Genomic DNA, 12,415 nt, shown 5'->3' on the forward strand with positions numbered 1-12,415 from the left:
CTTTGGTAATTTCTTGGTGAATATTATCTCAGGCCTTATTGCATATAGCTTCTTGCCCAAGAAACCTAGCATCAAATATCAAACCGTTAAAACAAATCAACTAGTTATGTTTTAATCGAACTCAGGTTTTTAATAAAGCAGATTCATTAATTAGAATTCCTTATGGTCAAGCTCTTTTTGAAGGTATCATTTCAGATTCGACTTCAGTACAAGGTTTAGAGGAAATAAAAGCCAATTTAGAGAAAAATGGACGCGCGTTTTTTGATTCCATAATGGACGAACATAAATTAGATGCGGTATTATCTGTCAATAATTTTCATGCGGGTTATGCAGCTGTAGCTAAGTATCCGGCTCTTACAGTGCCTATGGGATATAAGGAATCAGGAGAACCTGTTAGTCTTACGTTTATTGGTAAGCAATTTTCAGAAGCCAATTTGCTGCGTATTGGAAAAGCTTTTGAAAAGGAATCGAAAGTTCGGGTAATGCCAAAAGGCTACGAAGATTAAAACCTTAAGAATTACATGGAAAGGCGAAAGTTTATAAAAAAATCTTTTCAGTGATTTGCTGGGTTAGGTATTTTGACCGGGTTATATAGTTGGCAGGTTGAACCCTTTTGGTTGGAGTTTGTTCATGTGAAAATGCCAGTTAAGAATTTACCAAAATAACTTATCGGTAAAACCTTGATGCAAATTAGTGATATGCATATTGGGGATGGTTTTGACTATCAATACATAATTGATGCCTTTAAGGAGGCTCAAAAATTAAGGCCTGATTTTGTTGTATATACAGGAGATTATGTAAGTTATGAAACCGATGAGCAAGTTGTTCAGTTCCAAGATGTGCTTAAATATGCTGTGACTGGAAGTTTAGGCACGGTAGGCATTTTAGGTAATCATGATTATGGTATTCATTATGAAGAAGAACGAGTAGCAAAAAAAATCACCCAAAGCTTAAAAAATGTTGGTATTGATATTTTGAGGAATGATTCCATCGAATTAAACGGTATTAATTTCTTAGGTATAGATGACCTTTGGGGTGTTAATTTTAATCCTGAAGAGGCTACCAAAAGGTATGACCCAGTAAAGGCAAATATTGCACTTTGCCATAATCCAGATGTGTGTGATTTACCTGTTTGGAATAATTATAAGGGTTGGATTTTGGCTGGCCATACGCATGGTGGTCAAGTGAAACCACCGTTCTTGCCACCACTATTACTGGCTGTTAAAAACAGAAAGTACGATGCTGGTGAAATTGATTTGGAAGATGGTAGAACGCTTTACATTAACCGTGCATTAGGTTGTATTGTTCAAGTTCGCTTCAATGTCAGGCCAGAGATAACGCTATTTGAATTGATGCAAGAAGTATAGGATGAAAGTATTCTTTACTCTTGTTTGAATATGAAATTAGCCAGCGACAATAAAGCCTTAATCAATAGAGTTGATAACCTGATTTACTGCTAATCTCGATTTACCTTTATGACTTGGCTGATTGCTGTCTTCCGCATCACGATATCCTATTGCTACAGCAAAAAGAACTTTGTAATCTTCAATATTAAGAATGTCCTTATATTTTTCAGGTTCTATGCCTTCCATAGGTGTAGAGTCTATTTCCATAGCGGCACAAGCGGCTAAGAAAAACCCTAAGGATAAATATACTTGTTGAGAAAGCCAATTAATGGTCTTTTCGGCTGGTTGGTCCTTAACGAATTGTTTGTAATAATTTACGGGGCCTTCAGCCAAATTTTCTTCTACATGACGTTCGAACAGTTCAAGATTATTCATAACACTGAAAACGACAAGATGACTTGCATTTTTTATTTTCGGTGCATTAAAAAAAGATGCGTCGGCCAAAGCGTCTTTCGTTTCTTTCTGGGAAACAAACGTAAATAACCAAGGTTGGCTATTAATAGATGACGGACTTAGTTTTAAAATATGCTTCAAGTCCTCTATAAGCACTTCTGAAATTTTTCTTGAAGCGTCGTATATTTTGGTAGTATATCTCTTTTCAGCAACTGTCTTAAAATCCATCATTTTATTTTTTGCAAAAATAGGAATAGTTACTGTTTAAAATCTAGGTGTTTTATAAGATAATTGATATAATATCAGGGGGTCTTACCTTAATAAGGCTATTGAATAATTTCATTAATCAGTCCCCAGATTTCATTATCAAAACCTGATGGACTTAAAAGTTTATTACCGCTGGCGCTGCCCATACGAACAATTACCAAATTCATACTAGGAACCATATATAACTTCTGGTCGTTTTTTCCTAGCGCTGCAATCATGTCATCTGGTGCATTTGGTATTAAACTTCCGGTAAATATTTCATCCGTTCCGGGTAATTTGTAACTATTTTTTCCATTTAACCAATAGAGATAACCGTATGAAGGATTTAAATTTTGAGAGGAATTAGTCATGGAATTAAAATATGTTGTGTCAGATAGAATAGGAGAGCCGTCCCAATTACCTTGATTTAAATTTAAAATTCCAAAACGTGCCATACTTCTAGCGGTACTAAAGTATACATTATTATATCCGATTTCAATAAACGTTCCTTGCATGCCTATTGGATCCTTTATTTTTTCGGAGAAATAAGAATTAAAATCTGTGTTGACTGCATTTGCAATAACATCGTCCAGTAAGGTATAAGGTGCATTATGATAATACCACGATGTACTTGGGTCATTTAAATATGTTAAGCATTCTAGATCTGTACAAAACGTATCGTCTATCATATAATCTAAACCAGTGGTCATGGTCAGTTGATTTTCTATGGTGATGGCAAGTTCTTGATTAATAGGCATGCTCGACCAACCTTCACCTAAATAGTTCGAAGTAGTATCAGTTATGCTAAGGTATTCTTCCTGTTGAGCAATACCGGTAAGCATGGCTGTCAGGTTTTTTCCAGCAGAGTTCCAAGCATGATTATCGGCTAATTTAAAATCACCAAAATATTTTTCAATTACAATTCTACCATTCTTCAGAATAATAAATGCATCCGTATTATGGTCTTCCAAATAATCGTATAGATTAGCTAGTTGGTCTTCATTCCAACTTAACGTTTTCATAGAAACGGTTTCCCATTCATTTGTTCTCGATATAGGTGGAAAATAAGTTTCAAGTGGTATTGGTTCGACCACCTCAGGTATTTCACTTTTTTCGGAAGTAGTATCACTAGAACAAGCAAAAAGTAATGATGATATAATTAAAAGGCCAATATGATGGGAAAATTTCAGGGTCATTTTTAGGTTATAGCTCTTATTTTCAATAATCGACTAAAGATTACTGGTAAATTTGTCTATATCTAACGTTTTTAAAGACCCAAATCGTATTTTTGCACCCCAATTAAAATTATGAGGACAAAAACCCTTAAGAAGAACAAAATCAACGTAGTAACACTAGGTTGTTCGAAGAATGTATATGATTCTGAAGTACTCATGGGTCAGTTAAAGGCCAATAACAAAGAAGTTGTACATGAGGAGGAAGGAAACATCGTAGTTATTAACACATGTGGCTTTATTGCCAATGCCAAAGAGGAGAGTGTTAATACGATTTTGGAGTATGTTCAAAAGAAAGAAGATGGCGTAGTGGATAAGGTTTATGTAACGGGATGTTTAAGTGAACGCTATAAACCTGATTTACAAAAAGAGATACCTAATGTCGATGAATACTTCGGTACCAGTGAATTGCCTGGTTTGTTGAAAGCTTTGGGTGCTGATTACAAGCATGAATTAATAGGGGAGCGGTTAACGACTACCCCGAAAAACTATGCCTATCTAAAGATTGCAGAAGGCTGCGATAGACCATGTTCGTTCTGTGCAATTCCAATAATGCGTGGTAAGCATAAGAGTAAACGAATTGAAGATTTGGTAACGGAGTCTGAGAAGTTAGCTGCCAAGGGAGTAAAGGAGTTGATTTTAATTGCACAAGATCTTACCTATTATGGACTTGATATATATAAAAAACGAAATCTTGCTGAGCTTTTAGAAGCTTTGGTGAAGATTGAAGGAATTGAATGGATACGTTTACATTATGCATTTCCTACAGGTTTTCCTATGGATGTATTGGATGTCATGAATAGAGAGGCGAAGGTGTGTAATTACTTAGATATACCTTTACAGCATATCTCTGACCGAATTCTAAAAAGTATGCGTCGTGGAACCACGGAGGCCAAAACGACTAAGTTATTACAAGAGTTTAGGGCTACCGTTCCAAAAATGACCATTAGAACTACGTTGATTGTTGGGTATCCAGGAGAAACCGAAGAAGATTTTGAGACGCTTAAAAATTGGGTTGTTGCCATGCGTTTTGAGCGATTAGGTTGTTTTACATATAGTCATGAAGAAAATACCCATGCATTTTCATTGGAAGATGATGTGCCAGAGGAAATAAAACAAGAACGCGCTAACATTATCATGGAAATTCAGTCTCAAATTTCATGGGAACTAAACCAGAATAAAGTAGGAGAAACTTTTCGTTGTATTATAGACCGTAAAGAAGGAAATTATTTTATAGGTAGAACTGAGTTCGATTCTCCAGATGTGGATAACGAGGTACTTATTGATGCTGCAAAGCATTATGTGAAGCAAGGTGAATTCGTAAATATAAAGATTACAGAAGCGGCAGATTTTGACCTTTATGGTGAGCCAGTTTAGACATATATAAATTCTGTCATAGATATTATTTAGAAAAGCCATTATTGATTACGTAATCAATAATGGCTTTTGAGTTTTTAATGGAAAAGATATCCTACTTTAAATCCGCCCCATTTTGCCGATTGTCCTGATCTGAACTCTCGGGTAATGGAGGTACGAGTGTATTCTAAATAGATTTTATTATATTTTAAAATAAGTCCAAAATCTACTTGGGCAGTTAAACTTTCTACGTTTTTAGAGGAAATAAAATAAGGATTGTCAGTAGTGAAAATACCACCCTGTAAGGTTGCATCATAACCAACAACCGACACCACAGGCTGAGCATAAGCGTAAATTTTAAAAGCTGAAGAATTACTTAACAGCGAAAAGGGTGCGTCTAAAACACCGAAAGAGGTATTGAAACCAATAGCTGCGTTCGTGAATAGTGTTCCTAGCTGTATAGAGGCTACGGATTGTAGTGAGACTAAGTCGTTATAACGATACAATTGTTTTTCAAAATCAATGTTGTAATTAAGTACTACATCATTCTGTATCTGATTGTCCCATCCGCCAGGCATCTTGTTACCTGTGAGCTTATGAATTTCGGTCTGCATTTCTTTTCCAAACGCTGCAGGGCCAATTAACCCTAAACTAAGAGATTGAGATAAGCGCCTCTTTTTAACCATATCAATCGAGGTAAAAAAGCTTCTTAGATATATCGCAGCTGCAAAAGGTCGGTCTCCAGTTTGTATCTCAGGACTTACAAAATCACTAGGTGTATAACCGATATGTTCAATGGCAACTCCGAAAGTAGTTGAATGATCCGTTGGTTTAATAAAAATATAATTTATAGGATTTTTCTTGAAAATTGGATTTGCAAATTCAAAACTATAGCCTTGGGTATAATTCTGGTCTGAAGCAGAAAAAAAATCGTTGTCATAATGAAAACGAAAATAGCTCTCACTGCCCATATCTCTATAAGATACGAGGTTGTTTATTTTTTGACTTAAAAGGACTATTGGTAAAACAAGTAGTAAAAGAGTAGTTAACTTCATCATACAACTTACGAGAAAAGTGTAGATAGGTTTTATCTTTCTATTTTTATTACGGTAAAAAAACAAAACTCCATATTCAGAATTGAGCTTTGTTTTTTCAGAACATAATTAAAAGAATAGTGATTTGTAGTTTTTAAGCTAGAAACAAAAAGATAGAATTTTATTTGGTATTAATCAAAAGCCCTTCAAGTACTTCTATAAATTGTACGCTTATATCTTTTTCTGCATCATTCGTATTGTAAAGTATCCCAAGAATAGAATAATAATTCCTAGTATTGCCCACAACCACCACTGATTTTCAAAAAGGGGATTTGTTGTTTCAGGTTCTTTTTTAGAAATGTCTGACTCCTTGCCAAATGCAAGTGTAGTAATATCATCGGGTAATGAAGCAGGAGTCTTTGCAATATCATAATTAGGAAAGTTCGCATCAGGTTTTCCATAAACTAGAAAATAGGCTGCGGGTTCTATAAATCGAGTTGTTAGGGAATATAGATATCCTTTAGGTTGTACGTTAGAAATTTTTAACGGTTGATTATCATGGTTAGAAATTATCATTCGAAATTTTTGTGCTAGCGTACTGGGTAGTTGAAAGGAATTCGATTCTAATGAAGAAAGTGTTCGTGTCGCTAAGGTTCTATAATTATAATAATAGCCTTTATCAGTTTTAACACTATCTACAAGGTATTGTATGCTAATTGGTCTGTAGTAATCAAATTTATCATCAACAGTAAGCTCTAATAAGCTTACTGGAACACGGTTTTTTATATTGACATCAATAATGGTATTCTTTTTTTCTTGAGTCGTTTCAAAAGAGTTGACTGAATAAGACCGGTATTCTGGTGCTTTTTTAGCCTGTTTAAAGATATGTGCAGATTTCAAAATTGGCTCTTCAGCGCTGCTGATTTTTAATCTGTAAAACTTGAAATTAGCATCAGGAAATTTCAAATTTGTGAACGTGTAATCGGTTTGATCATTTACTATGGATAGAATTCGATAATCCATTAAAACAGTAAACCACTCTTGTTGATCTTGGCTTCCTTCCAAAGTTGTAAGCCAATTGAAATTTGAATTTTTAAAATTCAGTTTTATCTCATTAATGGTCTCCTTCACAGGTAACTCATAAGTATAATAATACCCCTGTGAATTTGTGACCGTGTTTAAGAGCTCAAAAGGAATGGAAGTATTGGAGTCAACAGTTTTTGACAGGTTAAGGATGTAAGGAGCTTCAATCGTATCCGTTGCTGTAACTCCGTATATTCGAACATCCGTTACATCAGGTTTTACATATTTAAAAACTTCATTGGGTAGTACAACTTTATTCCATTGGCTCGTAGCTCTTTTCAGTTCTATTTTTTTGGAATAGGTATTCATCTGACCAAAAGACAGCGAAGAAGTAAGGACGAAAACAAGTATGTAAATGCTATTGTTTAGGTTCATCTGCTATGATATGTTTGTATTTATTGTAAAGAAAGGAAATGATTAACAATAAGATTCCAAGGGATACAAATACGATTGTTTTAGAAATGGTATTCAACGACGAAATATCGTAGAAGAACAATTTAATCAAAGTGAAGGAGAACAGAACAATTGCGCCAATACGCAGGTGTTTTTTATTTTTCCAAATACCAAGGGCAATGAGAAGTAATGCATAAAGTCCCCATAGAATACTCAATCCTAATTTGTAGGATTGTTCTAAACTAGCTAAATCCATCCAATTCAACAACTCACTACTTGCAATCCAAATAATTGAGACGTGTAATAGAATTTCGAACGGTACTTTATAATTAATCTTCATAAAGTCTTGTCGAGCTATGGTGCGTATTGCAAATAATAAAAAGACAAGAAACACAAAACCTATATATCTGACATAGATATTGTAATTACCGATGTGATAAAATTCGGACAAATATTGAGTTAGAAAATTTTCTCTAAGTTCACTCAGCGTGTAAAGACCGCTAGTTAAAAAGGTAAGTACTACGAATAAACCTGAAACTAGGGCTACAATGCCTAATGCTTTATTTTTAATCTTAAGAGCATTGACAATATTGAGAAGACTTAGAAATAACATGGTATAAAAGAGCGTCCATAGTGCACCGAAATCTTTAAGGTTGTAATTATATTCAGGATAATAATGATTGTCACCTCCAGTAACTTCGATTTTTGAAGCTTCAAAAGCATTGCTCCAGTAATTGGCTACTTCAAAATATATTGATAAATATAGGGTTAAGATTAATAATGCAGGTAGGCCAAGTGACATTAACTTATTGGCTACCGTCTTTTTTTCAATATCGAATTTCGATTGAATCCAATTCATGAAACCATACGAAACCACGCATAATAATGAAGTGAGTACTGTGGTGTTAAAGAAAGGTGTTGGGTTAGGTTCATCATAAGTCGTGCTATATCCTAGATATGTTTCAGACCAATCCATAGACAAACTAAAAATAGAGAGTAGTGCCAATACATAGGATAAATGTTCGTAAAATGGCACTTTTTTAGTTCGCCCTATCCAAAATAGTAGCGCAGCTTCAAGGGCCCAAATAAGGGTTACCCAGTTACCATCTAATTGTACCGGTATGGCGATGGTAATAAAAGTGAGTACAAAACCAGAAGTTAGAAAGAAAAGCTTTCGGTCAGCTAATTTTCTTTTATATATGAAAAAGGTTATTACAAAATGTATTAATCCATTTACTAACGTAAAGAGTCCTAAAAATGACTCTCCGCCCTCATAGCTGTACAACAATGAAATTCCTAAACCATAAAATAGGAATGAGTTGAATAGAATTAAGATGATATCACCAACTTTAAATTGTTCAGTTTTCACCAATTTAAAAGCTAAAAAAGTACTATAAAATATGAAGAAGAAAACGGTTAGAAAGGTAAAGCCCATATAGAAATCGCCATTTTCACGAGAAAATAGTGACCAGGCTCCATAAATAAGCCAAGTAAATGCGAACGAAACGTAATACAGAGCTTTCCAGTACTTCTTTAAGGAAATAACTAATATCCCAATATTGATAAGGGCCATGTAACTAAAAAGAACGGTGGTGTTTCCTGAATTATTACTTAACAAAAAAGGAACTCCATAGGCACCAACTAGTCCGATATGTGCAATCACTTGCTTATTATAATTAAGTGATGCCACCACGCCAAAAACAGTGCATAACAACATAATGGAGAACGCTACAAGTTGAGGGAAAAGTCCGTAGAGGTCATAGGCCGTAAACGTGATAAAGTACAGAATTGCCAAAGCGCCACTTACCAAAACAGCACTATAATTTTCATACTTAGCTTTTAGTTTAAATGCAAAACCTAATAATCCTAATCCTACCAAATATCCTAGTATAATTCGTGTTAGCGGACTTACTAAGTTGTTTTCAATAGAGTATTTTGCGCCAATGACAACACCAATTACAGTAATCAAGATTCCAATTTTGTTGATGAGGTTTTCACCAATAAATTTTTCAAGGTTTGATTTACCTTTTGGTTTACTTATTTTTTTAACTGGAGGATTAACAGGTTCTGGTTTTGATTCTAACGGAATTTCTTTCGACTGTATTTTTTGAGAAGCTGGCGCAACTTTTTCAATGACTTCATTAACAGGTTGGTTTGTAGGTTCTTTTTGAATTTCTGTTAATTTAATTGCTTGGGTGTTTCTGAGTATTTGAATATCCCTTCGAATTTCATTTACCTCAATATTAAAGTCCTGCTGCTTTTTTAGAAGTAGTTCCAACTTTTGCAATAGTGCAGCAATTTGGTCTTGATTAGCTTCCATATAGGTTGGTTTAGTGTTCCTTTTTAATTGGTTTAGCTTACTATTAACGTAAAAGAATGAACTATGTTGGGAAGGTAGTTAGGTTTACTCCAAAAAAAACATCCTTGAAACTAGTTAAGAATTTCAAGGATATTAAAGTAAACTAGCTTTCTACGCTAACTTTTTATTTTATAAACTATAGATATAGATAAATACACATGAGTGTGCCAAAGTTGGATGCATCTGTAGAAACCAATCGCCAACCATCTTTCGCATAATTATCTAGTTTTTACTGAATTTCTGCCTTTGATGAGTTGACAATATGATTCTCATCCAGGGTTAACTTAGAGTAGTATATAAGAGCTTCCATATTGTGTTCTTTCATAGGTGTTGTTTATTCGACCATAAAAAGGGCATTGGCAAAAAATAGTTTTCCATTTTCCCAAAATCCTCTAAAAAGCGGATTGTCGACCATGTAAATTACTTGGCCACGACCCATTGATTCAGTTCCGTAAATCAAGGTTTCAGCAATCTTCTTTTTTGCTTCACTACCTGCAAATCCAGAAACAGGCTGGTTGGCTCCTTCACTTAAATAAACGGCGCTACCATTTTCTAGGTAATTATAGGAGCGATCTCCTAATTTTAGTGTGAAATAGGTGTCTTCATAGCCATAAGCCAAAGGGTTGGTGTTGTCTACACTTGCTTTGAAAATAGCCCCTGTTATAGCATATTTTATTTGTTCCCGTTCAGAAGCTTCAAAAGACTCTAAGCTTATGGTTGAATCTTTTTTGATTTCTTTTCTCTTAATTGAGTAATCTTTATCAGCTGATAGTCCGTCAATAGCACCACCCATCGCAATTAGTTTTCCTCCATGTTTTACCCAGTCCTTAATTTTCTCCTTAATCTGATTGGTTAGGAAACTGTTGTAGCCTCTTCCATCGGGTAAAATTAAAATGTCGTATTTGGTTAGGTCGACCTTGCTAAAATAATCTTCATCCAATACAGATACCGGATAGTTCAGTTGTTGTTCAAAAAAGTTCCATATTTCACCAAAACGTAGGGTAGAGGTAGGCTCTCCCGAAAGAACTGCAATATTTAAATTTTGAATTACGTCAACAGAGCTAGAGCCAAAATCCTTACCGCTTTCTACAAAGCCAGTAGTTGTAGCGGTAAGTTCCTTCATGTTATTGCGCGAAGCATTCTCTAATAGTTTAGTGAAACCTTTTACATTTTTGTTATCACTTTTGGTAATAATAAGGGTTCCACGCTCATACGATATGCCGTCTAACGTAAAAGGTTTATGTGCGTATCGAACACGAATATTGTTACGTAATAGTTCGGCCAAGAACCTAGCATCTTTCATACTGTTCCAATCGGCTAGATAGGCATAACTATCGGGTTGTACTACTCCGTATGTAGTGTTATTCTTTGGAGCATATGTTTTGTCTACACCATTTTCACTTGCAATAGCCTTAAGACCATAGGCATATGGCAGCGACCATGCTGTAATGTCATACGTAACGGAATCAGTAAGTTTTGCCTTCGGTTCAAATAAAACCTTGACCAACGTACTTTTAGGCTGGCCCGAAGAGATGACCAAACTTTTATCGCTACTCTTTAACGTTCCCGACTTTCCTGTTGCGTAATCGTAACCTTTAACGGTGGTATTTTCACCAACCTGATATTCTATTTCATGCTGGCTTAACAAATTAGCCAATGCCTCCAGTTTATCCGGGTTTCCATTAAGTACATAGCTTTGGTACTTGTAATCCTTTTTTTGATAGAATTTTTTAAACTCATCATTAAGCTTGGTTACATTTTTTGAAGCAACTTCGACCGTTGATAACCCTGTGGTGTGATGATGCGCAATACGGTCCTTTAAGGTAAGGGTGTCTCCAATACTGGTAACAACCCCTAACCCGGCTCGGCCACTACCGCCTTGCTCATACGTCATACCAATACCACCATTATATGTGGGGTAGGTATCTCCATAACTTGGGTACAAAAGGTCAAAGGATTCTTTTGTGAAATAAAACCATCCGTTCTCGTCGAAATACTTTGCATGGTTCTTGCCGATGGTTACTTGAAATGCTCTCTGAAAATCAGTAACTACTTCATGAAAAGGCTCTGCCGCCGGGGCAAAATAATAAGGGTTGTCCACACCTTGTTCGTGAAAATCTACATGTACATGCGGCAACCATTTGTTGAACTCTTTTGAACGCTGCTGACTTTCAACTTGTGTTAACCAGGCCCAATCACGGTTTAAATCGAACATATAATGATTACTACGCCCGCTCCACCAGCCTTCGTTGTGCTCTTTGCTGAATGGATCTACTTGGTTTGGTGAGTTTTTGAATTGGTTGTACCAGTTCACGTACCGATCTCGACCATCTGGGTTAATACATGGGTCGATTAAAACAACAACATCTTCGAGGTAACTACTTTTAGTGGTCAAAAGATCATAGATAGTCTGCATCGAAGCTTCCGTACTCACACTTTCGTTGCCATGAACATTATAACTAAGCCAAACAATCGCTTTTTCTGGTGCGCCTTCACCGGTCATGCCTTTCATATGTTCCAACCGTATATTCTCTAGGTTATCCATATTAGTTTTAGAGGAAATAGTAGCTAAAAGAAGAGACCTACGTTCGTTGGTTTTTCCATACTCCAAAAGGTTCATACGTTGCGGTTCAGCTTCAGATAGATACTGGTAATAATCCACAACTTGATGTTGTCTGGTAAATTGAGTTCCCAATTCATAGCCCAAAAACTCCGAAGGAGATTTTAATTGAGCGAAAGTAAAAAACGGAAGTAACAGAAATGCGTAGTGTAATTTTAATTTCATATCGTCGGTTGTATTCTGAATAAGCCAAATCTATACATTAATCTGATAACCTACCATGTTATGAACTGTAATTTGGTGAGTATATAGGTAATTAATACTTGTCGTAATTAACGTATTTTTAGGAACTG

At 35.4% G+C, this 12,415-nt stretch carries 9 protein-coding genes; 3 read left to right on the forward strand and 6 right to left on the reverse strand.

Annotated elements, in window-relative coordinates:
* The first annotated feature begins 272 nt into the window (after positions 1-272).
* Together ES765_RS02730 and ES765_RS02735 are read left to right on the forward strand one after the other, a co-directional pair.
* Positions 273-506 (forward strand): amidase family protein, encoded by a 234-nt coding sequence (locus ES765_RS02730; RefSeq protein ID WP_249356209.1) that lies wholly within the window; start codon positions 273-275, stop codon positions 504-506.
* A 177-nt stretch (positions 507-683) separates the two neighbouring features.
* The gene (locus ES765_RS02735; protein WP_317131394.1) at positions 684-1,367 is read left to right on the forward strand and encodes a metallophosphoesterase; all 684 of its coding nucleotides are present in this window, start codon (positions 684-686) and stop codon (positions 1,365-1,367) included.
* A gap of 57 nt (positions 1,368-1,424) precedes the next feature.
* Here ES765_RS02735 and ES765_RS02740 read toward each other — a convergent pair whose 3' ends face one another.
* Together ES765_RS02740 and ES765_RS02745 are read right to left on the reverse strand one after the other, a co-directional pair.
* Positions 1,425-2,027, reverse strand: coding sequence for a nitroreductase family protein (locus ES765_RS02740; protein ID WP_138111069.1), 603 nt, complete (start codon positions 2,025-2,027; stop codon positions 1,425-1,427).
* Between the two features lie 98 nt (positions 2,028-2,125).
* The gene (locus ES765_RS02745; protein ID WP_138111070.1) at positions 2,126-3,241 is read right to left on the reverse strand and encodes a serine hydrolase domain-containing protein; all 1,116 of its coding nucleotides are present in this window, start codon (positions 3,239-3,241) and stop codon (positions 2,126-2,128) included.
* A 111-nt stretch (positions 3,242-3,352) separates the two neighbouring features.
* Between ES765_RS02745 and rimO the strand changes: the two genes are divergently transcribed.
* Complete coding sequence (rimO, locus tag ES765_RS02750; protein ID WP_138111071.1) at positions 3,353-4,654, forward strand: 30S ribosomal protein S12 methylthiotransferase RimO; 1,302 nt, start codon at positions 3,353-3,355, stop codon at positions 4,652-4,654.
* A gap of 77 nt (positions 4,655-4,731) precedes the next feature.
* Here rimO and ES765_RS02755 read toward each other — a convergent pair whose 3' ends face one another.
* The 4 genes from ES765_RS02755 to ES765_RS02775 all read right to left on the reverse strand — a co-directional run bounded on the left by ES765_RS02755 (position 4,732) and on the right by ES765_RS02775 (position 12,287).
* Positions 4,732-5,691 (reverse strand): lipid A deacylase LpxR family protein, encoded by a 960-nt coding sequence (locus ES765_RS02755; protein WP_317131389.1) that lies wholly within the window; start codon positions 5,689-5,691, stop codon positions 4,732-4,734.
* 207 nt (positions 5,692-5,898) lie between these two features.
* A complete protein-coding gene (locus tag ES765_RS02760) occupies positions 5,899-7,125 on the reverse strand; it encodes a DUF3999 family protein (protein ID WP_138111072.1) in 1,227 nt (408 codons plus the stop codon).
* On the reverse strand, positions 7,109-9,463 hold the full coding sequence (locus tag ES765_RS02765) for a DUF2339 domain-containing protein (RefSeq protein ID WP_138111073.1): 2,355 nt from the start codon (positions 9,461-9,463) through the stop codon (positions 7,109-7,111). Before ES765_RS02765 ends, ES765_RS02760 begins: the two co-directional genes overlap by 17 nt.
* Before the next feature lie 373 nt (positions 9,464-9,836).
* Positions 9,837-12,287 carry a M14 family metallopeptidase gene (locus tag ES765_RS02775; protein WP_138111074.1) on the reverse strand — a complete coding sequence of 817 codons (2,451 nt, stop codon included), beginning with the start codon at positions 12,285-12,287 and terminating at the stop codon, positions 9,837-9,839.
* Positions 12,288-12,415 lie beyond the last annotated feature (128 nt).

The organism is Maribacter sp. ACAM166 (assembly GCF_005771495.1).
GTDB lineage: Bacteria > Bacteroidota > Bacteroidia > Flavobacteriales > Flavobacteriaceae > Maribacter.

Coding starts and splice junctions, on each gene's coding strand:
- ES765_RS02730 (WP_249356209.1), top strand. CDS start 273: ATGGACGAACATAAATTAGATGCGGTATTATCTGTCAATAATTTTCAT.
- ES765_RS02735 (WP_317131394.1), top strand. CDS start 684: ATGCAAATTAGTGATATGCATATTGGGGATGGTTTTGACTATCAATAC.
- ES765_RS02740 (WP_138111069.1), bottom strand. CDS start 2,027: ATGGATTTTAAGACAGTTGCTGAAAAGAGATATACTACCAAAATATAC.
- ES765_RS02745 (WP_138111070.1), bottom strand. CDS start 3,241: ATGACCCTGAAATTTTCCCATCATATTGGCCTTTTAATTATATCATCA.
- rimO (WP_138111071.1), top strand. CDS start 3,353: ATGAGGACAAAAACCCTTAAGAAGAACAAAATCAACGTAGTAACACTA.
- ES765_RS02755 (WP_317131389.1), bottom strand. CDS start 5,691: ATGATGAAGTTAACTACTCTTTTACTACTTGTTTTACCAATAGTCCTT.
- ES765_RS02760 (WP_138111072.1), bottom strand. CDS start 7,125: ATGAACCTAAACAATAGCATTTACATACTTGTTTTCGTCCTTACTTCT.
- ES765_RS02765 (WP_138111073.1), bottom strand. CDS start 9,463: ATGGAAGCTAATCAAGACCAAATTGCTGCACTATTGCAAAAGTTGGAA.
- ES765_RS02775 (WP_138111074.1), bottom strand. CDS start 12,287: ATGAAATTAAAATTACACTACGCATTTCTGTTACTTCCGTTTTTTACT.